16 protein-coding genes and 1 tRNA gene are annotated in these 22,010 nt (G+C 55.7%); 12 read left to right on the top strand and 5 right to left on the bottom strand.

Annotated elements, in window-relative coordinates; translation table 11 throughout:
* Positions 1-90 precede the first annotated feature (90 nt).
* From J2D73_RS12660 to alkB, 4 genes are all read right to left on the bottom strand, one after another.
* Positions 91-543: a hypothetical protein gene (locus J2D73_RS12660; protein WP_026398776.1), complete on the bottom strand. Its 453-nt coding sequence runs from the start codon at positions 541-543 to the stop codon at positions 91-93.
* Between the two features lie 280 nt (positions 544-823).
* Positions 824-2,056, bottom strand: a complete 1,233-nt coding sequence (locus J2D73_RS12655) for a nicotinate phosphoribosyltransferase (protein WP_243429919.1) — start codon at positions 2,054-2,056, stop codon at positions 824-826.
* A gap of 607 nt (positions 2,057-2,663) precedes the next feature.
* Positions 2,664-4,079: a class II 3-deoxy-7-phosphoheptulonate synthase gene (locus J2D73_RS12650; RefSeq protein WP_207881910.1), complete on the bottom strand. Its 1,416-nt coding sequence runs from the start codon at positions 4,077-4,079 to the stop codon at positions 2,664-2,666.
* Between the two features lie 204 nt (positions 4,080-4,283).
* Positions 4,284-4,982, bottom strand: a complete 699-nt coding sequence (gene alkB / locus J2D73_RS12645; protein WP_207881909.1) for a DNA oxidative demethylase AlkB — start codon at positions 4,980-4,982, stop codon at positions 4,284-4,286.
* 274 nt (positions 4,983-5,256) lie between these two features.
* Here alkB and J2D73_RS12640 point away from each other — a divergent pair, with 274 nt between their 5' ends.
* From J2D73_RS12640 to J2D73_RS12625, 4 genes are all read left to right on the top strand, one after another.
* Positions 5,257-5,670: a hypothetical protein gene (locus J2D73_RS12640; RefSeq protein WP_026398780.1), complete on the top strand. Its 414-nt coding sequence runs from the start codon at positions 5,257-5,259 to the stop codon at positions 5,668-5,670.
* A 247-nt stretch (positions 5,671-5,917) separates the two neighbouring features.
* Positions 5,918-7,321, top strand: a complete 1,404-nt coding sequence (gene cysS / locus J2D73_RS12635; RefSeq protein WP_207881908.1) for a cysteine--tRNA ligase — start codon at positions 5,918-5,920, stop codon at positions 7,319-7,321.
* Positions 7,318-8,085: an RNA methyltransferase gene (locus tag J2D73_RS12630; protein ID WP_026398782.1), complete on the top strand. Its 768-nt coding sequence runs from the start codon at positions 7,318-7,320 to the stop codon at positions 8,083-8,085. Before cysS ends, J2D73_RS12630 begins: the two co-directional genes overlap by 4 nt.
* Before the next feature lie 75 nt (positions 8,086-8,160).
* A tRNA-Glu gene (locus tag J2D73_RS12625) sits at positions 8,161-8,236 on the top strand.
* A gap of 829 nt (positions 8,237-9,065) precedes the next feature.
* Here the strand turns inward: J2D73_RS12625 and J2D73_RS12620 are convergent.
* Positions 9,066-10,571 carry an LTA synthase family protein gene (locus J2D73_RS12620; protein ID WP_207881907.1) on the bottom strand — a complete coding sequence of 502 codons (1,506 nt, stop codon included), beginning with the start codon at positions 10,569-10,571 and terminating at the stop codon, positions 9,066-9,068.
* A gap of 727 nt (positions 10,572-11,298) precedes the next feature.
* Here J2D73_RS12620 and J2D73_RS12615 point away from each other — a divergent pair.
* The 8 genes from J2D73_RS12615 (at position 11,299) to J2D73_RS12580 (ending at position 21,370) form a co-directional block, all read left to right on the top strand.
* A complete protein-coding gene (locus J2D73_RS12615; protein ID WP_341535092.1) occupies positions 11,299-12,630 on the top strand; it encodes a capsular polysaccharide export protein, LipB/KpsS family in 1,332 nt (443 codons plus the stop codon).
* 9 nt (positions 12,631-12,639) lie between these two features.
* Positions 12,640-14,004, top strand: coding sequence for a capsule biosynthesis protein (locus J2D73_RS12610; RefSeq protein ID WP_207881905.1), 1,365 nt, complete (start codon positions 12,640-12,642; stop codon positions 14,002-14,004).
* Positions 14,001-15,302 (top strand): glycosyltransferase family 4 protein, encoded by a 1,302-nt coding sequence (locus J2D73_RS12605; protein WP_207881904.1) that lies wholly within the window; start codon positions 14,001-14,003, stop codon positions 15,300-15,302. The genes J2D73_RS12610 and J2D73_RS12605 overlap by 4 nt, the downstream gene beginning before the upstream one ends.
* A 26-nt stretch (positions 15,303-15,328) precedes the next feature.
* A complete protein-coding gene (locus J2D73_RS12600) occupies positions 15,329-15,628 on the top strand; it encodes a hypothetical protein (protein WP_207881903.1) in 300 nt (99 codons plus the stop codon).
* Positions 15,629-15,912: 284 nt separating this feature from the next.
* A complete protein-coding gene (locus tag J2D73_RS12595; RefSeq protein WP_207881902.1) occupies positions 15,913-16,488 on the top strand; it encodes a D-glycero-alpha-D-manno-heptose-1,7-bisphosphate 7-phosphatase in 576 nt (191 codons plus the stop codon).
* Positions 16,481-17,917: a D-glycero-beta-D-manno-heptose-7-phosphate kinase gene (gene rfaE1, locus J2D73_RS12590; protein WP_207881901.1), complete on the top strand. Its 1,437-nt coding sequence runs from the start codon at positions 16,481-16,483 to the stop codon at positions 17,915-17,917. The genes J2D73_RS12595 and rfaE1 overlap by 8 nt, the downstream gene beginning before the upstream one ends.
* A 2-nt stretch (positions 17,918-17,919) precedes the next feature.
* Positions 17,920-19,095 carry an AGE family epimerase/isomerase gene (locus tag J2D73_RS12585; RefSeq protein WP_207881900.1) on the top strand — a complete coding sequence of 392 codons (1,176 nt, stop codon included), beginning with the start codon at positions 17,920-17,922 and terminating at the stop codon, positions 19,093-19,095.
* 124 nt (positions 19,096-19,219) lie between these two features.
* Positions 19,220-21,370 carry a glycosyltransferase family 9 protein gene (locus tag J2D73_RS12580; RefSeq protein ID WP_207881899.1) on the top strand — a complete coding sequence of 717 codons (2,151 nt, stop codon included), beginning with the start codon at positions 19,220-19,222 and terminating at the stop codon, positions 21,368-21,370.
* Positions 21,371-22,010 lie beyond the last annotated feature (640 nt).

Genomic DNA, 22,010 nt, shown 5'->3' with positions numbered 1-22,010 from the left:
TCTGACCGTCGGTGGTCCAACTCTGCAGCGGGCTGGACGTCGCGCCGCAGAGCAAGTGCGCCGGGAAGTTTGTAAACGACCTGTCAGGGATTACTCCCCGTCGGCCGCTCCCAGATCGTCGTCTGCGCCGAAATCCATCTCTCCGCCTTCGTCTTCGACCAGTCTGCGAGGATCGAGCGAGCGCCAGTCGCGTTCCATGTGCGTGGCGGGGCGAGACACGAAGTCGTCGAGTTCGGTCGCTGATTTCCAGCCGTCGTCGCCCGCTTCGAGCACCTCGGCATTTTCGCCGAACGCGAACCACGCGTTCAGCGTGTCGCGCGGGGAGGCGCCCGGTGCCCGGCACAATTCCACACTGTCGCGGACATAGGCCCGAGCGAACGCATTGGCGTGAGCCACATCGTGAAAGCCTTTTACGTCTTCAACGATATTGTCTTCTGCTCCGCCGGACAGATCGAGAATGCGGACGCGCCAGCCAGCGTCTTCCTCTCCCGGCTGCGCTTCGTCATCGAGATCGGCGTGATCCTTGAAGTCTTCGTCGTTCATGTCTGCTGTCATGGTCTCTCTGCCGTCCTGAAAAACAACGCCGTTGTGGACGCTGCGCATGGTTGGTCCCGTCCTGGAGCATCATCCGATCAGACTGAAACGGTTGATCGGATAAAGAGGCTCATCAAAACGACAAACCGGAGCCTTATCCGTGAACCGGTGTGAACGGGTAAGGCTCTAGCCGAGCCCGACCGGAGACGATACCCCGGCGCTTAAAAGGGACTGCCGGTTCGTTCGGGGGGCGACGACTGCGTCGCAAACCTTCGGGTGGACGGCGGGGTCAGGAACGTTTCTTTTTCTCCGCTTCCGCCCGCCGGAACGAAGGCAGCAGAAACTCACGCCCGATCTTCACGCTTTCGACCCCGTCATACGTGACGATATCAGCCGTGGCGTATGTTTCGTTCCACAGTTTGGGGATGAATGATCCTGTGCCGACGACGTCGATCGGGGCGCTGGCGTCCGCCATACTGGCGCATTTCGTCACGCCGAAGCCGGAGGAGACGACGATGCGCACCTTGTCGAAGGCAGCTTCGTCCAGAACCTCCCGCATCCGCCAGATGGCGGCGGCGGAGACGCCCGTGCCGATCAGGTATCGCAGTTCTCCCTCCGAACGGTAACGGCGGATCGCCTCCGGCACATGGCGAGCCATGACGGCGTAGGATTCCTGCGGATCGAGACCTTCGAGGAAACGACCGCCATGCGTGTCGAGCCGCAACGCGAGTCGCCCTGCGGCGGCGAGTTCTGGAAATCTGCGGCAGACCGCAAGGCCGTCCGTTATTTCCCGCCCGTAGTAATCGACCAGCACCACGAGATCGGTGTCAGGATAGACTTCATGGAACATCTCGGCCGCGCGAACGGTCGAGCCAGCGTATCCGATCAGGGCGTGCGGCATGGTGCCGAAGCCTTTTGCCTGCCCGAAGAACGCCGCAGTGGCGTCGTTAGCGCCGCCGATGAACCCGATGGCGCCCTCTCTCTGTGCGGCGCGGCTGCCGACAGAGGCTCCGTATGCCATCAACTCCTGCATCTCGTAACCGGCGCAATGGCGGGCCTCCATGGCGAGGAACTGCGCTTTGGGGAGTGACAAAGCCATCTGGTAGGCTCGATGGGCGGCGACGCAGGCTGGGCCAAGCTTCTGGAGGATCAGCGTCTCCAGATCAGTCAGATGACTGAAGAAGCCGGTCAGATACAGCAGCGGCTCGCCCGCGCCGACCCACTCGCCTTCCGGGTGGACCGTTTCGACGATGATTTCGATTCCACGTTCGCGCGCCACATTCTCCAGCCACTTCTCCAGCATGGCGGTGGCGGCGAGCACCGGGCGGCGGATGAACACGGCGTAAGTGACGGCCCGGTCGCCGAAGCGGGTTACAATCTCTCGGGTGCGGTTGAAGTAGCTGTCCGTCCGGGCGCGAATATCTGCGTCACTGAGCGCTTTCACGTAACACGCCGACGAGACGCCAGAAGAGAGCGTGGTGTCCGTCGGGGGCGCGGTTGGTCGGGTGGGGGGAGGCGTCATCGTTACTTCCTTCTGTCCTGCGCGCGGGTTTCCGCGCCTGGACACGCGGCGCGTTTCTGACACAACGCGCGAGGCTGGCGGTGGGCGTCCACGCCGCCGCTCCGGATATGTCGTGCTGCAGGAAGCATTGCCGGGGAGAGGGGCGCACGGCAAGCCGCCCGCCGGGGCGGCGGGAGCAAGTCTCCGTGCGCGTTGTTTGCGTGAAGGCGGTCTTATCGTGCTGGAATGCGTGAGGAACGGGGGAGCCGGCGCCCGTGCGGGTTGGGAGACGTCTGTTTTGCTTCGTCATTGCGCGCGGTAGCTTCTCGGCCCCCGATTTTCTTCGCAGCGGCGCTCGCGTTTTCTGTCGACTGTCAGGTCGTCGTTGTGCAGGGAGGTTCTTCTGAGCAGAAAAAGCGCTCTGGCGGGGCGTCTCCGCGCGCTCAGCGCGTAAGACCGAGTCTCGTTGTAAGGCGCCACGTATTGAAGGTCAGGAACGCATTCGGTGCGATACCCGGATGGCGCCTATTTTGCCTGACTGGTTGGGCGACGTTGTTGGGCGGTCGGGCCGATGCTCGCCGGACCGTCGCCAGCGGGCATCGGCCTAGACCGTCCGGAACTTCGCTGCTCAGGCCGCCGCGCGTACAGCGCGCAGACGGGTGGTCAGTTCTTCTGCGATAAGGAACGCGAGTTCCAGAGACTGCTCCGCGTTGAGGCGCGGGTCGCAGAACGTCTCGTAACGGGCGCCGAGGTCGTGCTCCGTCAGGCGATGCGCGCCGCCGACGCATTCGGTGACGTTCTGACCCGTCATCTCGATATGAACGCCGCCTGGCGCCACGCCTTCAGCGGCGAACACGTCGAAGAAGCCCTGCACTTCGGACAGGATAGCGTCGAACGAGCGGGTCTTCACCTTGCTGGACGTCGAGATGGTGTTGCCGTGCATGGGGTCGGTCAGCCATGTGACCTTGCGGCCCGTGGCGCGCACATTGCGCAGCAGGGGCGGCAGGAACTCATGGATCTTCTCCGCGCCCATGCGGGAAATCAGCGTGATGCGTCCCGCCTCGTCCGTCGGGTTGAGGATTTCCAGCAGGCGTTCGAGGTCGTCGACCTTCGTCGTCGGTCCGACCTTGACGCCGATCGGGTTCCGCACGCCGCGCAGGAATTCGACATGCGCGCCGTCCGGCTGGCGGGTGCGGTCGCCGATCCACAGGAAATGGGCCGAGCAGTCGTACCATTCGCCCGACGTCGAATCGACGCGGGTCAGAGCCTGCTCATACGGCAGCAGCAGCGCCTCGTGGGAGGTGTAGAACTCGGTCTCGTCGATCTGCGGCGCGGTCTTGGCGTTCAGGCCACACGCGCCCATGAACGACAGGGTCTCGTCGATGCGTTCGGCGAGGACGCGATAGCGCTCGGCCAGGGGCGAACGTTCCACGAAGCCGAGGTTCCAGCGATGCACCTGGTGCAGGTTGGCGTAGCCGCCGCCAGCGAACGCGCGCAGCAGGTTGAGCACGCCAGCCGACTGGAAATAGCCGGTCTCCATGCGCTGCGGGTCAGGAATGCGGGCTTCCGCCGTGAACTCGGAGCCGTTGATGATGTCGCCGCGATATGACGGCAGCACCGTGTCGCCCAGAGTCTCCGTGTCGGATGAGCGCGGCTTGGCGTACTGGCCCGCGATGCGGCCGATCTTCACCACCGGCACCTTGGCGGCGAAAGTGAGGACGACGGCCATCTGCAGCAGCACGCGGAAGGTGTCGCGCACGATGTCGGCGGAGAATTCCGAGAAGCTCTCCGCGCAGGCGCCGCCCTGCAGGACGAAGGCGCGGCCAGTGGACGCTTCGGCCAGATGCGCGCGCAGGCGCCGCGCTTCTCCGGCGAAGACCAGCGGAGGATACCGATGCAGGCGCGCTTCGACCCCTTTCAGGGCTGCCTCGTCAGGATAAGTCGGAGACTGCTTGATCGGAAACGACCGCCACGTCTCCGGCGACCAGTCGGCGGAGGCGCGGACTGCTTGCTGCGGAGAGGTCGGGTTGAGCGTGACACTCATGGTCGTTTCCTGTCGGTATCTGGAATGCGCGGTTCTTGCGCGTCTCTGGTGAAGTAAAAAATGGCCCGGGCCCGGCAGTCCGGGAGCGCGGGGCGGCATTTATGCCCAACTTTGATATGGGATGCAAAGAAAGCCGGACGCCACGCGGCAGGCGCAGAATAGGCATGTGCGGAGGGCGCTCCGGCGCGGGGTAGGGAGCGTGCGTCAGGGCGTCGAGAAGTTGTCCATGTCCGTCGTAACCTGACGAAAGGTAATGTTGATGCGGCGTGGACCCGTCGCGGGATGCTCGCCGGACGGCAGCGGCGTCACGCCGTGAAATGTCAGACGCGACGGACCGCCCCAGACGACGACGTCGCCATGTGCAAGTCGGATGCGGCGCGTGGGGTCTGAGCGGTTGAGGCCGCCCCAAAGGAAGGTCGCAGCGACGCCGAGAGAGACCGAAACGATTGGCGTGATGAGTTCGCCTTCGTCGCGGTCCTGATGCAGCGACATGCGCGCCCGATGATTGTAGCGGTTAATGAGGCAGGATTGCAGCGGCGCGCGATCGAAGCCGGCGGCGGCGGCGGCGCGGCGCGACAGGGCGGCGAACGCGGGAGGCATGGGCGGCCATGGGCGGCCCGTCGCTGGGCAGAGTGGAGCGTAACGATATCCCTTGCGGTCGGAGCGCCAGCCGAACACGCCGCAAGCGGTCATTTCGACCGACATGCGGCCGCCGCCGGGCGTCTCCAGCTGCTCGAAGGGACACTCCGCGCTCACCGCTTCCACTCCGGCCAGCAGGGCTGGAACGTCGGGCAAGGCCAGCCCCGGAAAAAGCACGGCGCCTTCTGCCAGCGGGACAGGGCGAGGCGGCGCCTCTGGCGCTTCCCGCCGTGACTGTTCAAGGTCGAAAAGATCCGCGGTCATGGCTCCAGTTCTCCGTCCGCGTGGGGATCGCTTGCTCGGTGCGCGGTGGTTCTCGCGCTCTCATATTTTGTATAGGTAACGTGTGGGCGCAGCTTCAGGAGCCGGGACGCTCTGCGTGGAACGTTGTTGCCGCTCTTGTCCCGGTCGTGCGAAGCTGTCGCGTCAGTTCGCTCCCGGCCAGCGAACCGGCGACTGCGGTCGTCGCCGAATCTCTATGATCGGCCCGATCAGGCCCTCGCGCTGCGGGGAGTGTCAATCGCTGAAGGTGTGCTTTATGGTTGTTTCCCGACGTTCCCGTGTTTTGGCCGCCGCGGCTCTGGCGTTGCTTGCAAGCCCGATCATGCAGGCTGAGGCGGCGCCGTTGTCCGCGTCGTCCGATCCGTTGGCGGGCGCGGAGATCACCACTGGCGATCCGACGCAGCAGAGTTCCGGCGTCGCTGGAACTGAATCGCGCCAGCACGAGCACATGACGGTTCGTGGCCATCATTCCCTGCCGCCCGGGTATCAGGACGCACCGTCCATGGACATGACGCATGGTCCGGACCCAGACCATGAGGCGTCGGTGCAGAGGGACTCTGTGACGGGCTCCAATCTGTCCCATTTTGGGTCGTCCTATCAGGACAACGGGCCTACAGGCCGTGGCCAGCTGGGTGATTCCACCGGAAATGGCTGGGTGACGCCGCGCTGAGACCCGAGTTTACGGGGAGAGCGTAACGAGGCGGCGTTTTTTGGCGCTGCTCAGGTCGTCTGGCGGCCGGTTGTGAGATCGCCGCCTTGTCGCGGCCCTGCTGTTGCCGCGGCGCGTGCAGGCTGGCACTTCGGCGAACGACGCCAGGTGCAGTGGAGTTCGCGCCAGATGTTGCCTTCCCGGCAGGGGCGACGCATGTTCGCGCGCTCAACCCACGAATTTCTATTTCTTGATCCGGACCGGGACGATGACCTTACCGACGCCGCTGCAGGAGGCCACGCGGCCTGTCCTGTCGCTTCACGATAGCCAGCGACGCGCCGTCGCGCCCTTTACGCCGCTCGATCCGGAACACGTCCGTATCTATTACTGCGGACCCACGGTCTACGACTTGCCTCATGTGGGCAATCTGCGTGCGATGCTTACCGCCGATATTTTGACGCGCGTCCTGCGGCGTCTTTATCCGCGCGTGACCTTTGTGCGGAACATCACAGACGTCGATGACAAGATCACGGCGCGGGCTCGCGATAATGGCGAGGATATTGCCGCGCTTACTGAGCGCACGACTGCGAAATTCCACGCAGATCTGTCTGCGATGAACATGTTGCCGCCCGACATTGAGCCGCGCGCGACGCATAATATCGCAGAGATGCAGGCGATGATTTCGCGTCTGATCGAATATGGGCACGCCTATGAAGCTGAGGGGCACGTATTGTTCGCGGTGGCGTCGTTCCCGTCTTACGGCGCGCTCTCCGGGCGCGATCCGGAAGAACTTGTGGCGGGGGCCCGGGTGGAGGTCGCTCCATATAAGCGTGACGCAGGTGATTTCGTCCTGTGGAAGCCATCGACTCCCGATCTGCCGGGGTGGGAATCGCCCTGGGGTCGCGGACGACCGGGATGGCACATCGAGTGCTCTGCGATGGCTCATCGTTACCTTGGAGAGAGTTTTGACATTCATGGCGGCGGCAGCGATCTGCTGTTTCCTCACCATGAAAATGAGCGCGCGCAGAGTCTGTGCTGCTTTCCGGGCGGCCGGTTCGCCAATTACTGGCTGCACAATGCGATGCTGCTGGTTGACGGCGAGAAAATGTCGAAGTCGCTCGGTAATTTCCTGACCATCCGGGACGTTTTGGCGCGTGGGCCGGTGGAGGCGTTGCGCCTGCTTCTGATGAGCGCACAGTATCGTTCTGTTCTGAATTTTACGTGGTCAGGACTCGAAGAGTCGCGCAGGACGCTTGATCGTTTTTACCGGGCTCTGGCGGGCGCGCCGGAGCGCCCCGAAGACGCCGAGCGTGCGCCGCCGGCGGCGTTTCTGGCTGCCCTGTGCGATGATCTGAACACGCCGCGCGCGATTGCGGAGATGCATGCGCTGGCCGGCGCAGCGCTGCAAGGAGACGCTGCCGCGGCGGCCGACCTGCGTGCGGCGGGGCGGCTGATCGGAATGCTGGAGCAGGAGCCCGACGACTGGTTTCGTGGCGAAGAAGGTGAGGGCGCATTGAGCGCCGCAACAATCGAGGCGCTGATCGAAGAGCGCCTTGCGGCCCGCAAGGCGCGGGATTTCGCACGGGCGGACGGCATTCGCGCCGAGCTTTCGGAGGCAGGCGTGATCCTTGAGGACGGCCCTTCGGGCACCACCTGGAGGCGTGGCTCGTGACCGGTCGGGACGGCGGCGCCGATCTTCAGCCATTGGGAAATACCCCGGTCGTTATACTCGTGCGCCCGCAGCTGGCCGAGAATATCGGCACGACGGCGCGCGCGATGGCGAACGGGGGGCTGTTCCATTTGCGTCTTGTGGCCCCACGCGACGGCTGGCCCCAGGATCGCGCGTGGAGAACCGCCTCCGGCGCCGACCGTATTCTGGAGGCGGCGACGGCTTATGAGACGGTCGATGACGCTGTGGCGGACCTGCACCACGTCTTCGCGACGTGTCCCCGGCCGCGTCATATCGTCAAGCCGGTTCTGACTGCGCGTGGCGGCGCGGTGGAACTGCGGGCGGCGACCGCGCGGGGTCTCAAGGTCGGACTGATGTTCGGGCCTGAGCGCGCGGGTCTCGACAACGAGGACATGGCGCGCGCTGACGCCCTGATTCGTTACCCGCTCAATCCGTCGTTCATGTCGCTCAATCTCGCCCAGGCGGTGATGATCATGGCGTATGAGTGGTGGCTGACCGAAGACGCCACGCCGTCGCGCGAGTTGATGACGAATGAGACGCATGTCGCGACGAAGGGCGAGCTTGAGAACTTCATGCGGCATCTGATTCGGGAACTCGATTCCTGCGGTTTCCTCCGCAACGAGCAGAAGCGGCCGGGCATGGTCCGGAACCTGCGTCATTTCTTCACGCGTGGCGAAGTCACCGAGCAGGAGTTGCGCACGCTGCATGGCGTGATCACGGAGTTGAGTCATCCGAGACGCGGATAAAGCCCTGTTTTGATACTTTTCTTGCGCGAGCCCCTTGACGGGGTAAGCGCCCTCAATTACCAACCGCCTCGTCCTGTCCCGTTCGTCTAGAGGCCTAGGACACCGCCCTTTCACGGCGGTAACACGGGTTCGAATCCCGTACGGGACGCCACTGATTTTGTTGGATAAAGCATGTTATCCGACAGTGGCTTAGGCGTTCAAGCGAACGCCTAAAACTTGCCGAAGCGCGATATCGTATTCTAACGGCGACCAAGCTCTTACAATTGGTCGATCGCGCCGGAGCGTTCGGTTGGCGGCGAGGCCTCATACGTATTCTGTTGGACCAGGGCTGCAATCCGTGGCGAGCATCACTGTATTATTGAATACGTCTGATATGACGAAGGCGGCCTTCGTCAGCCGCCAACGCGTTCGCAGGCGGCGATTAACGAGCTGTGTTGTTGTGTCGTAGTCGGCGCCAGATTGCCCTGCGATCATTCTGCCATGTCTTACGGCCGATTGCGGTGTCGGTTCGATGTTGAAGGGCCTACCGAGGGATCTCGACGGCGATGGACGATGGGAAGGAATGGTCGGTAGGGCGTCGCTCGTCGGCTATTCGGCCATGGCATGTTGGCGGCAGGCTAAGGTTATGTCGATTAGTCGATGAACATTTATGTTCAAAATACGTGGCTTCATTTTCTGGCGCGTGATTGTCCCCGGTTACCATAGTGGCGAGCAGACTCAGGTCGAACGTAGCGGTGTCGCCCCCAGTGTGGAACGATTTTGGTGGATTGAGTGCGTGTGACACTTGATCGCGATTCTTCGTCGGCTTGAGGCGGACCTCAGTCCGGGTTTTTATGTCTCAAGCGGTTAGAGCAAGTTTTGTGCAAGCGAGACGGTTGTTACGCCTTTATGTCTGTCCGAAATTGGCGGGCACGATTAGCGTATCGTCCAGAAAATAAACATCTATACGTGAAAAAATTTAATTAATACTTCAATAGTTGTTATTTGATCTTGGTTGTTAGTGTGTTGCAGCCATCAACGATGATATGGTGCAGGTCGGCGGGAGTAATATTTTTCGGAAAATGAAAAGAAAAATGTTCAGAAGTTCCAAAGTGCTCTAGTATTATCGGCGTGTGCCTTGAGGCGCATGGTGTAACGACCTTAGGGATGGACGGCCTGTGGTCGCCATAAAAGGCAAGAATTGCGGGGTGTCCAGACACGTGGAGTGCGTCGGATATCATGCCAAGTAATTCATCTCCGTGACGGAGGTGTGCGAGGTAGTCCTTCAGGCCACCCTTCCACGGCCCGTGATTTTCTATGCTTACGGCAAAAATAAAGGTAGCTTTATTCTCGCATTTTGCTATTTCAATTTTTTTTATGAGATGGCGTCCCAGCGCTAAATCGCTAATATGTGGACCGGATTTTTCATCACCGTAAAAATCATCGCCCCCTACTATGTCGGTAAAGCCGATATTGGGCATGAGTCTGTCTCGCCCGTAGAAGCGCAGATCATATGGATGCACGAAAATACGAGATGCGTAACGGTTGGCCAGACGATTTGGCAGCGCGTGCGCGCCTTGACGATGCGCGCTCAAATATGGATCAAAGCGACGGAATCCAAGCTCCGCTTCCTGGTGTCCAAACAGAACGCCGTACTCTGATCGCATCGTGTAGGCGCCGAAACCCGAAACGAGAAGATTTCCAACACTTCCGGCTGCCTTCGATTTCGTCAGATTTGGCAAATCTGGCGCCGTAAGCTCCGGCAGATTTAGGTCGCGGGGGTCAGAAAAAGATTCGCATTGAATCACCACGACTATGGGCTGTCGCGTTTCGGGGGGCTGTGAGTTGACAGTGTCCAGCGAAATGAATGCTGGCAAGACGCGAACGCTATCGTCGCGCCAGCGTAACCAGCTGAGGGCAAACGTTGCGAGCAAGCCGTAACGTCGGATGCCAAAATCTATGTCGGCTTCTGGTAGGAGTGTTCGAGGAAGACTGGTTGCGCCAAATAAGAGTAATGCGGTCCAGGTTAGGAGGGTTAGGATGCCGCCGTTGATGCGAATTAAAAAGCGGGCTGAGCCACGTCCGGCGGCTAGCGTCGCCACATCTGATATGAGAAGAGCTATGAGCGTCGTAGTTACAAACGAGATGCCCGTTAGCAATGCGATGCGACCAGGTATTGAAATCGCGTTGATATAAAATCGTGGGTGTAAAAAAAAAATTCTTATCACGGCAGCATCGCTGAACAGCAACGCTTCGCCTAGGACGCTACGCTTGAGATTGGAGCCCAGCGTGAGAAGGCCTAATATAGCACATGTGATAATTGCACCGAATATGACACGTCCTGTCAATGTCAGGATTACGCCCAGAAGCAATAAGATAGGCAGTGCGCGGATGAAGAATTCGACGATCGACTGCGGGAATAGCGTTTTCCCGGTGCGCGGTAAAGTTGCAGCATCGGCGCACAACGCGATGATAAGAACGATTACTAGGGTGAGGATCAACAGCATCGCAGTATACTTATTTTATTGCATTTCTTCGTAAAGTTTATCATATTTTTCTTGTGCCATATTCTGTTTAATTTCTTGCGACATATTTAATTTCGTTGATCGTTGTCAAGCCACTATGCCGAACGACGCAGGAGGAGGTCGTCTGTTGACAGTCCTGCGCGTGCCTGACAAGTAAAAGATACGGTTCGCATTTGGGATCAACGCGGAAGCCTCCATTCGTTATAGCGCTGCCCAGACGCAGTGCAGATGGGATTGTTCAGTGTTGAGCTTCAGATCGCAACTGCCAGTGGACCTTGCGCCCGTTCTTCTGCAGACACCCCCGTTTCACCGTGACGTTCCCGCTCTTGGCGAGGTAGGCTGTTCTTGGGACGATTTAACTTCGGTGATTGACGGCCCCGGCATCGATGGTGTTGTCAAGGCGCTTCTTGCTGCTAGGGTAGGGGGGGCATTCTGGGCCCCATCTCCATCTATCGACAAAAGACGGCCGGTCATAGTTTGCGCACCCCGAGATGTTCATCGTGCTGCAAGCTTATGGGATGCTGCCTGTGCGGCGTGTGATGTAGAGCGCCTCCTGTTTCTTGCGCCCGGTCAAGGTCGGCGACTGACCGGATTGGCGCGTCGTGTGCGACGCAGCGGGGGAGGGGTTCTCGTAGACCCTGTCAACCCGTGGGCGCTTTATGATAGTGCAGAAGCTATCATTTGCGATGCCGGGACGACAGATGCGTTTATGGCTCTAGGCGCATTGTGTGGCTTGTCTTTGCAACGGAAAAGTGAAGGATCGTTAGATTTTGGCCTTGATTCCGTAACGTTAGGTCGGGCCAAGACGTTGCTTTGTGACGCCACAAAATATCGATGCCCTTTCTCTGGTGCGCCAATTACTGCAAAAGATGCAATAAACTTATTGGAAGAGTGGAAAGCAGTTATTGCGCGAAATCGGACAGTCGCAGTGTGTACTGGAATGTCGTTTTGGAAACGCAGGCGCATCGCAGATATATTTGTGACAGCTGACATCACGAGACCCTTTCCTGCTTTTCGACGCAGCGCAGCGCGAGCGGTGGCTGCTTCGCGGAACCGTGGGGTAATTGCTGCTTGGTCGACCCGCATTTCGTCCAATCTCAGTCGCCGAGCTGCTCGAGCTGGAGTTTCGCTTGCTCGCGTTGAAGACGGATTTATCAGGTCGGCGGGGTTGGGAAGTGGATTTATGCCGCCAGCGTCAATAGTTGTTGATATGCACGGTATTTATTATGATCCTAGCTGTCCGAGCGACCTTGAAAGATTGCTTGCAATGCACCCATTTGGAAGAGAGTTAGAGGCGCGTGCCGAAAAATTGATAAATCGTATCGTTAAAAACGATATATCTAAATATTCATACGGAGGCGATTCGCCAGAGCTGGGTGCGCCGCCGGGGCGTCGCATTATCCTTGTGCCAGGTCAGGTAGCCGACGATCTTTCAGTCAAGTTTGGTGGGGCCGGAATCGCAGGAAATATCGAGCTCCTGCAATACGTGCGGAGCGATTGCCCAGATGCTTTCATCGTCTATCGTCCGCATCCAGACGTAGACGCGGGTCACAGGCTCGGCGGAATTCCAGATGAGCGCGCCATGGAATTCGCTGATATCGTCTGCCGTGATGGTGCAATGGCGCCGCTACTCTCGGTGATCGACGAGGTGCACACGTTGACCTCCCTTGCGGGATTTGAGGCCTTGATGCGTGGCAAGATTGTGACGACATATGGGCAGCCGTTTTATGCAGGATGGGGTCTTACGCGTGATCGTGCGCCCGTTGAGCGCAGAACGCGGCAGTTGAGCCTCACCCAATTAGTGGCCGCCACACTGTTGCTTTATTCTAGTTATATCGATCCTGTGACGAGACTTCCCTGTGGGCCGGAAGTGTTACTCTCGCGTTTCGAAGTCGCGTCGCTTTGGAAACCGAACTTACTTATGCGACTGCGGCGTCGTCAGGGCAGTTTCAGAAAGGCTGTTAACAGCGGGCTTCGTTTTTCCAAGCGAACTCTTGCCCACACCGGACGTAATCTTTTGCGGTCCATTGATCGCCGTTAAGAAAGTGCAATGCTTACATCCCATTCAAATGTAGATGATCATGCAGGTGTGCGACGCAACGTATTGCTACTTCAAGGTCTGATGGGGCCGTTCTTCCGCATGATCGGACAGGCTCTTCGGCGGAATGGCTACGGCGTTTGGAAAGTAAATTTCAACGGTGGCGACAGGTTGTTCTGGCGTTTACCGGGAGGTATCGATTTCACTGGACGCCCCGATGAGTGGCCAGAGGCGTTGGTGCGTATTCTCGCCAAGCATGAAATTACGGACGTGGTGTTATTCGGAGATTGCCGTCCGCTTCATAGCGCTGCTATCGCGGTATGTGCGCGATTGCACATTCCCGTGCATGTCTTCGAGGAGGGGTATCTACGTCCTGATTGGGTGACGCTTGAACTTGGTGGGGTGAACGGCAACTCTATGTTGCCTCGTGATCCAGCTTACTACCGCGATCGCGCTCGCCAGCTTCCCGCTGCTGCAGAGCATCATTCCGTTCCGTCATCGTTTAGAATTCGTGCGTTGCAGGGGGTGGCGTATAATTCCGCAGACTTGCTTTCGCGGTGGCATTATAGGCACTGGGATAATTACCGGCCTTGGCATCCGTTGACCGAGGGGGTGGGTTGGTTGCGTAAGTTGGCCAAACGTAAAGAGCGCGGGCGACGAACAGAAGCGACGCTTGAAAGGCTGCGGGGTTCAGACGAGCCGTTTATGCTTTTTCCGCTGCAACTCGATGCTGATGCTCAGGTGCGGCTGCATTCGTCGTTTAGTGGTATGGCGGAAGCTATTAAGGTTGTAATAGCGTCGTTCGCCGCGCACGCGCCAAAGCAGATGAGGCTTGTGATCAAGGAGCATCCGTTGGATAACTTCGTGCGCAACTGGCGTCATGAAGTGGCGCTGCAGGCGGCAGCTTACGGCGTGGCCGACCGCGTTGAATATGTCGAGGTCGGTGAAATATTAGAGCTGGTCCAAGCTGCATCTGGCGTGATTACAATCAACAGCACGACAGGCACTTTGGCGCTTGCAGAAGGCAAGTCGGTGATCACGTTGGGCGACGCGGTCTACGATTTGCCAGGCATCACCTTTCAGGGGCCGCTCGCCGATTTTTGGGCGGAGCCAGACGGCCCAGACATGAATATGTTTGACGCTTATCGACGTGTTTTGATAGATCGTTGCCTTATTCCTGGTGGTTTTTTTTCGAATGAAGCAATCGAAAAATTGACTGCCAGCGCAATAGAACGTCTTACGAAACACAGTCCGCGTGATTTCGCGACTGCGTCTCGAGAAGAGATGGCTCGCCGTGAGATGCTTCGTCCAAAATTTGCGCAAAATACCAAAAAATCGACGAGCATTGGTGATTCGTCGCGAGAATTTTCTGTATGATTACGAAGTCTAATTCGGATGTGCCATTTTATATACTTGATATTTCACGTCTACTGTCGCGCTCGCGCGCGCGCGTGCCGACAGGCATTGATCGTGTGGAACTCGAATACGCTCTCTATCTGTGCGCCAACGTGCCAGACCGCATAGAATTTGCAGCTGTTCATCCTCTTGGAAAATTTGCGATTCTGCCTTTTAGCATTGCTCTGGACTTCGTTTCATCACTCGCCATGTTATGGGACCGAGGGGGACATGACGCTGGTGCTGCCTTTCGCTTGAGTTTGTGGCTTTTGCACGGAATCATTTTGACGAAGACTAAAGGTAAGCAGACATTCATGCGGCATCGCCAGCAAAAGGGGGGGCGCAACGTCTATCTTCTTCTTTCTCATCATCATTTGACGCGTCCAAAACTCGTGGCGGCGGCGATACGACGGCACGACGCCCTTTTTGTACCAATGGTTCACGATTTGATCCCGCTTGATTACCCAGAGTACGCTCGAGAGAGGGAACCGGCGCGCCACCAGAAGCGTATAGACACGGTCGTCCGTTATGCAGACGCGGTAGTCACTCCGTCCGACGCAGTGCGCAAGTCGCTCATGCCGTATTTTGCCAAAGCGAGCAGATCGGATGTTCCTGTTTGGCCTGTAGCGCATGGCGTGCACCTTCGGGCTTTGTCCGGCAATAAGAGGGCGCTCAATCAGGCAAAAAATGCCGCTCCTTATTTCATCTGCCTCGGGACGGTGGAAGCGCGCAAAAACCATCTTCTACTACTGAATATTTGGCGCCGCTTGATCGAGGTACATGGATCAACTGCGCCGCATCTCATCATTATAGGTAAACGTGGGTGGGAAAATGAGCAGGTGTTAGATATGATCGAGCGTTCGCCGACATTGCGTGGTTTTGTCGTCGAGTACAACTCATTGCCCGATGCGGAGGTGGTGGGGCTGTTGAGTGGGGCTCGTGCTCTCCTGTTTCCGTCATTTGCTGAGGGTTTTGGATTGCCGCTGGCTGAAGCTTTGGCGCTGGGGACGCCTGCCATTTGTTCGGATATATCGGTTTTCCGTGAAGTAGGGGGGGGGGGAGCGTATTATATTGATCCGCTTGACGGTATCGGCTGGCTGCGCGCTATTGAGGAATTCGCGGGTCTTTCAGGGCAGAAGTGCCCTGTTGCCCAGGTGCTCGATCAAGGTAGTATTTTGGATTGGAATCAGAGTATCGGCCAAGTTTTGACCAAAATTGAAGAATTCGTAGGTGTTCCTTGCGTCACGTCCACGCCGCCGCGGCAGATCGACTTGAAATAGTATCTTGAAAACTTCAGAAATATTTCGTGTTTTTTAATGTTGTGATTGAATTCAATATACACCAGAGAAATGCGCGAACTTTATTGTTTCCGGGCTCTTGGGGCGGCGGAGTTAGGCGCTTGTCGGGTCCTGTTCGTAGCAATCAGAGTTTTTCTATCTTGGATCTGAGCATTGAAGCCGCCAGAGTGAGCGAAATATTCTCCAGCGTTGGAAGTTTCAAATGTGTCACGCGCTCATCCGTCAATCAAGCGGCGAAAGACAGAATTACAAAACGAAACCGTGGTGGATTTTTTGAACATTTTGGCCTTGACGAACAAAATTTTTGAGAAGATTTTGTTATAGAATAAGATGGTTCGTCATGGGTGCCCTTTTAGCGCTTTCGGGTGCGTATTTCGAACTGGTTTTGGAACAGCGTGACATGGCCATGTCCGATGCATTTGATGATGATTGCAAAAGATACGTGCCTCCGAAAAAGCTTGGCTTGGGTTCTGGTGGCGGCCTTCGATTCCACAGTCGAATTGAGTAATTGGGGGACGGAATCGCTGGATGTATATTTTTTGACGCATTGGCCGACGCTTTCAGAATTGTTTGCGTAGTTGGGGGATGACTTATGGGAGTGAAAATTAATCATCGCCATACTAACGAATGCCGGGACCAGCACGCTCGCGCGGCCGTTTTCTTTGACCGTGACGGTGTTCTGAACGTCGATACCGGCTATCCTTCCGTGCCAGAAGAGCTTGTGCTGATTCCTGGGGCGGCGCAGGCAGTAATGCGTGCTAAAGCTTGTGGTTACGTTACTGTGGTTGTAACGAATCAATCCGGCGTAGCTAGGGGTTTGTTCGATGAAGCTGCGGTAGATCGGTTCAATGCTCATCTTGCCGATGAGGTCGCGAGGGAGGGGGGTGTTCTGGACCGCTTTTATGTGTGCCCTTATCATCCGGATGCTCGGGTGGCTGCGTATCGTTGCAATCATCCCGACCGCAAACCGAACCCCGGAATGATTACGCGAGCCGCAAGCGAATTAAATTTGGACCTCTCTAGGTCCTTTCTGGTCGGTGACAAAAATACAGATGTTGAAGCCGCTGCTGCGGCGGGTATCCCGGGTTATCTTTTCTCAGGCGATAACCTAATGAGTTTTCTTTCTCCATATTTGCAGCCCTTATTTTCTGAGAAAAATCATGATTAACGATTTCAATTTCGGTCGCGTTGTCATCATCGGTGACTTGATGTTGGACTGCTACGTGAGTGGCTCCGTGCATCGTATCTCACCGGAAGCGCCGGTTCCGGTCTTGCATCGTGCGCATCATACCGTCGTCCCAGGGGGCGCAGCGAACGTAGCCATGAATGCGGCGACGCTAGGAAGCAGCGTCGCGTTGATCGGAATAGTTGGTCGAGACATTTCTGCTGAAATGCTCAAGAAAGCTCTGGCTGATGCGCCGGGCATTGATCTCTCTTATATTGTCGATGACCCTGAGTGGATTACCATTGCGAAAACTCGAGTTCTGAGCGGTCGGCAACAGATCGTTCGAATCGACGAAGAGCGGATTGAAACACCATCCGCCGAAACGCGTGCGCGATTGATTCACGCAGCTACGATGGCCATAAAAGATGCAGATGTAGTTGTATGCTCTGATTATGCGAAGGGGGTGTTGTCGGACGATGTCATTCAAGCAGTGTGCGTGATGGCCTCTAAACGTGGTATTCCGGTTGTTGTTGATCCGAAGCGTAAAGATTTATCAGCATACAAAGGGGCATACCTTATCACCCCGAACCGTAACGAGCTGTATATGGCCACGGGGATGTCTTGCAAGAACGACGAAGAAGTTGAGCGCGCGGCGCGCGTGGCTTCGGCGGCATTCGGCGGAAATGTACTAGTGACACGTTCCGAAGATGGGATGACCTTGTATGAAACCGATGGAAAGATCACGCATGTTCAGGTCCGGAAATCCGAAGTATACGATGTCTCGGGCGCAGGGGATACAGTGGTTGCCACGATCGCCAGCATCCTCTCTGCTGGTCAGGATCTCGAAACCGCGGCGGTTATCGCATCGAGTGCGGCGTCGATTGTTGTCAGTAAACTCGGCACGGCTACGGTATCGCGCGCGGAGTTGAGTGCCGCCCTCCTTTGGGAAATCCAGGAGGACGGAGAAACTGCTACTCTTGCTCGAGCCCAGGATATTATTGAGGTTTGGCGGCACCATGGTGCGCGGATAGCATTCACGAACGGATGCTTCGATTTGGTCCACCCTGGCCATATTGCCTTGATTAAAGCAGCTGGCAGACAGGGGGATAAGCTGATTGTCGCCATCAATAGTGATGCATCGGTGAAGCGTCTTAAGGGGCAGACCCGACCTTTACAAGACGAGCAAGCCCGCGCAACTGTGATTGGCGCTCTGCGCGACGTCGATTTGGTTGTGATTTTCGATGAAGACACGCCCCTCGAAACGATAAAGGCACTTCGCCCCGACGTGATTGTAAAAGGTGCCGACTATCAAGAATGTGACGTGGTTGGCGGCGATTTTATAAAAACTTATGGAGGAAGTGTGGTCTTGGCAGAGCTGATATCTGGTCGATCAACCACGTCTATTGTTCGTAAAATGCAGGCGGGAGCGTAGTTGTGGTCCCGCCCGAGTCAGCCGATCGGTCTGGGAATCCCAACGGTGAGTGGTTTCGTTGGTTGGTGTCTAATTCACTGCCTCTCTGGAGTTCGGCTGGCTTTGATTCTGCACGCGGCCTATATTATGAGCGTTTAAATTGGGACGCCACTCCGGTTGATCTGGAAGCTCATCGGCTAATGGTGCAGGCACGGCAAATTGCCACGTACTGCCGCGCCAGCCTCGATGGTTTTTACGACGCGTCGAATCAGGCGTTGACGTGCCTTGATCACGTGGAGCGATTATATTACCGGTCGGACGGGGAGTCCGGGTGGGTTTTTTCCATAACTTCTGGTGGAAGTCCAGCTAACCATACCCGAGACCTATACGGTCACGCGTTCATCCTGTTCGCATATGCTTGGGCTATCCGCGTTTGCGACAGCCCGCGCTATCACTCGATCGCTCGTGCGACGGTCGATGAAATCAAAATACTTTTTGCTACAAAGAATGGAGGGTATCAGGACACGATTCCCCCGCAAGACGACCTTCGGCGGCAAAATCCACATATGCATTTGCTTGAAGCTTATTTGGCATTATTCGAGGCTTCTCGTGATGATTTTTATCTAGATGAAGCCAGTAAGCTTGTTGACCTAGCTCTGCATAAATTAATTGAACCAAGAAATGGTTTTCTTTTGGAGTTTTTTTCGGCGGATTGGTTGCCTGCAAAAATATCTGGAGAGAACCTTGTAGAGCCTGGTCATCTGTTCGAATGGTCATGGCTTTTGTCTGAATATCGAAATTTGGCTATTTTGACTGAAAGCCAAAGTTTGCAAATTGAGCAAGTGGCTGAGCGTTTGTTCCATGTGGGGCTGGCACACGGATACGATGCAACGGTGAATCAAGTATGGGACGCGATGACGGATGAAGGTATCGTTTCCGAGCGATCGACGCGTGTGTGGCCCCAGACAGAGTTGCTTCGTCTGCTTTGTCAACGTGATCGTGTAGGTAAGGTTGCATCTTTTCCTGTAGATGTCATCGGAAGTCAATTTCTTGCGCGCTATGCGCCCGCTCACCTGGGGGGAGGGTGGATAGATCGCTTCGACCAGGAAAGTAGGCCCTTGGTCGATTATATGCCCGCTAGCTCTCTCTACCATATTTATGGTGCCGCCCGAGAGTTGATTATGACTGGAGACTATTAGGAAAGTTGAAAATATTGCGATATGAAATAAGAAAATTTCTGTGTCGCGTGTACATCGAATAATTTCAGACGATCTTTCGTTGGCGAGATGTAGAGTTACTTGTTTCATAAATGGTGAGTTTGCTATGAGTTTTTCTAACCCGATCCGTTCTCTCTATCGCCGAGTGACTTTCCAGGTCCGGGCAGTGCGCGGCGTGATTAAAGCCCATGATAAGAAAGAGGAACCCGAGAACACGGAAGACGCGGAATGGAAAAGACGCCTTGATTTAGCTGACAAGGCACGGGATACAGGTCGTTTCCGTGATGCTGCGGAGCTTTTTCTAAAAGTTCTCGAAGTTCGAGAGGATCGGGGGATTCGCATACAGGTTGGTCATATGTACAAGGAGGCGCGCAATTTTGACGCTGCGCGTCATCATTACGATATTGTGTATGCTGCAGATCCGACTGATCCTGAGATTTCTCTTCAGCTTGGGCATTTTTGCAAAGTTCAGGGTTTGTACGAAGATGCCTTAAGACATTACCGCAATGCGTCGGAACTGAAGCCCGATTGGGATTCCCCTAGGAATGAGGTGGAGTCTATCGAACTATCCGACGATCTTCGCTTGGAAAGGGCACGTTTTTCTTTTTTATCTCAAGAAAATTCTAAAGATAAAAGAAAATTTTCCGAAAATGATCTTCTTGATTCTCTTCTGGATGGTTCGCTGATTGCTCAATCCTATGACGATCTGTGCGTTGCACACCAGCCCGCGTTTGTGCCAACTCGCAATGGCACCCCCCAAACAACCGAGTGGGGGCGGGGTCTGACAGTACGGGGGGTTTCCGCTCTTCGCGGTTATATTGTATCGTCAGTGCATATTGATCGCGTGGACATCTTTATGGATGGGGATCTAATTTGTAGCGAGCCGTTGACCATTGCAACGCAGCCACGTGAGAAGAAAAATAAAGATATTAGAAAATATTGTTATAATGCGTGGATTGATTTTAGCGATGTCGCGCCGGGTTGGCACGACTTTGTTTTTCGTGCCATGGCGTCAGATTTGGAAGAAGCTGAGGAAAAGACGTGGCGGCGTGAGCGTTTGATCGTTGCGCCTGCGTTCGAAAGTATACATTATCACCAGTCCGATGCAGTAATCGAGCCAGTAGACAAAAAATCTGCTTTTACGCTAGTAGAGCAGATTAATGCACGACCCAGTATACTGCACAGATGCTCCACTCGGTCGTTTCCGTTCGATATCAAAACGGTTGCAGTGCTGCGCCCCGATCAACTTGGGGATTTAGTTGCTTCCATACCTGCATTGCAAAAAATTCGCGCTGCGTTGCCAGACGTAAAATTGGTTGGTTTGCTTAGTCGCGCCAATGAGGGACTCGCTCGCTCGCTAGGCATTTTTGACGAAATTGTTCTTGTTCATTTCCCGGATGATCCGGTGATGCATCAACGCATTATGTCACTTGAGGATCAGATAGCTCTTAAGAAAGTTTTGGCGCCGTTCAAATTCGATCTTGCCATTGATCTTCCTGTTTCTGCTAATTCACACAAGCTCCTTCCATTGACGGGCGCACCTTTGACAATGGGTTTCGGTGGTCCGCGCAAGTCAATCGATATGAATTTTTCCAGTTACGATGCGAGTACAGGTTGTGACTTTGTAAAGCACTCAGCTCGAACCGCCATTATTGGTGACGCATTGGCGTTGGCGATTGACAGTGGAGCACGCGTTATTAGGCGTAGTGACTTAAATCGCGAAACATTGCTAAATTACGGTGTTCCTGTCGATCAACCATATATAGTCATCCACAGCGGAGCACGCATTAAATTTACGCATTGGCCGCATTACGCGGAATTAGCTGAACGCGTCGTTCGTGACATGGGAATGCGTGTGGTTTACTTGGCCGAAGGCAGTGAACAGAAGGCACGATTGCCAGCGGATCTCCTAGATAGTGGAGGGATTGTTTATGTTGGCGGGCAAATGCCGTTCGATCATTTTGATGCTTTTCTATCATTTTCGTCTGCGTTTATTGGTAACGATTCGGGGCCAAAACATTTGGCGTCTCTTCGGGGGACACAGGTTGTTAGTTTGCACTCATCGCGTATAGGGTGGCAAGAGTGGGGGCAGGAGCGGGGCGGAATAGCGATCAGTCGACGTGTACCCTGCGCAGGATGCTCATTGCATCACAATTACGATGAATGCGCTAAAGACGTTGCCTGTATCAAGTTGATTTCTGTAGAGGAAGTTTATACGGCAATATTGCAACTTTTGTCGGAAAGTGGAGCAATTTGATTTCTTTTATAAGAATTAGAAAATGTAACTGGAGGTTTTTACTGAACTCGAGCGCCTCAGAAGTCTTTCGTCTTTGAAGCGTTTCGAGCCGATCGAAGCGCGGCATAGGTCGATGTTGACGAGTTAATATGAGTATCGCCATTTTATCTGATGTTGGTGCTGGAAAGTCTGAAGATGCAGAATTCAAGCAGTCTCTCTGGTGAGCTCGTGAAGCGTAAGTGATCGCTCGGTTCTACAAATTGATAGATTCGGAGCCTCATAGTGCCGTCGGGGGCCTCTCGTGGTGAAAAATCCTGCGGCAAGACCTTGGTTTGAACTATTCAACGCTACAATGCACGAAAGTTCTTTATCATTCCGTTTCGAATGCGTTTGGCGATAGGAAAACGTAGGTAATCTATTTATTTGCGTTGATGGAATCATCAGCACTGCCATGAGGGTCAGTTTTTTAGCTCGTCGGTAATATGTTCAGTTACCGATGCATCGATTAGATCGACCAGAGAGCGCGGAGTTGTGATAGAAAATTATCGCACCAAGCAATCTATACTTGTTCTATGTGTCGGAATTTAAGCTTTTAGAATGTAATGATCAGAGCCTGTTTGGAAAATCGGTCTGATGTGATTCAAGCTCTGGATGTGGACGC

This window comes from Acetobacter sacchari (assembly GCF_017377715.1).
Classification (GTDB): domain Bacteria; phylum Pseudomonadota; class Alphaproteobacteria; order Acetobacterales; family Acetobacteraceae; genus Acetobacter; species Acetobacter sacchari.
The sequence above is the reverse complement of the archived record's forward strand: the minus strand, read 5'-3'. Positions and strand labels throughout refer to the sequence as shown.

What these genes read in the sequence shown, in the direction of transcription:
- J2D73_RS12660 (WP_026398776.1), bottom strand. Translation starts at nt 543, where the DNA reads ATGAACGACGAAGACTTCAAGGATCACGCCGATCTCGATGACGAAGCG.
- J2D73_RS12655 (WP_243429919.1), bottom strand. Translation starts at nt 2,056, where the DNA reads ATGACGCCTCCCCCCACCCGACCAACCGCGCCCCCGACGGACACCACG.
- J2D73_RS12650 (WP_207881910.1), bottom strand. Translation starts at nt 4,079, where the DNA reads ATGAGTGTCACGCTCAACCCGACCTCTCCGCAGCAAGCAGTCCGCGCC.
- alkB (WP_207881909.1), bottom strand. Translation starts at nt 4,982, where the DNA reads ATGACCGCGGATCTTTTCGACCTTGAACAGTCACGGCGGGAAGCGCCA.
- J2D73_RS12640 (WP_026398780.1), top strand. Translation starts at nt 5,257, where the DNA reads ATGGTTGTTTCCCGACGTTCCCGTGTTTTGGCCGCCGCGGCTCTGGCG.
- cysS (WP_207881908.1), top strand. Translation starts at nt 5,918, where the DNA reads ATGACCTTACCGACGCCGCTGCAGGAGGCCACGCGGCCTGTCCTGTCG.
- J2D73_RS12620 (WP_207881907.1), bottom strand. Translation starts at nt 10,571, where the DNA reads ATGCTGTTGATCCTCACCCTAGTAATCGTTCTTATCATCGCGTTGTGC.
- J2D73_RS12615 (WP_341535092.1), top strand. Translation starts at nt 11,299, where the DNA reads ATGGCTCTAGGCGCATTGTGTGGCTTGTCTTTGCAACGGAAAAGTGAA.
- J2D73_RS12610 (WP_207881905.1), top strand. Translation starts at nt 12,640, where the DNA reads ATGCTTACATCCCATTCAAATGTAGATGATCATGCAGGTGTGCGACGC.
- J2D73_RS12605 (WP_207881904.1), top strand. Translation starts at nt 14,001, where the DNA reads ATGATTACGAAGTCTAATTCGGATGTGCCATTTTATATACTTGATATT.
- J2D73_RS12595 (WP_207881902.1), top strand. Translation starts at nt 15,913, where the DNA reads ATGGGAGTGAAAATTAATCATCGCCATACTAACGAATGCCGGGACCAG.
- rfaE1 (WP_207881901.1), top strand. Translation starts at nt 16,481, where the DNA reads ATGATTAACGATTTCAATTTCGGTCGCGTTGTCATCATCGGTGACTTG.
- J2D73_RS12580 (WP_207881899.1), top strand. Translation starts at nt 19,220, where the DNA reads ATGAGTTTTTCTAACCCGATCCGTTCTCTCTATCGCCGAGTGACTTTC.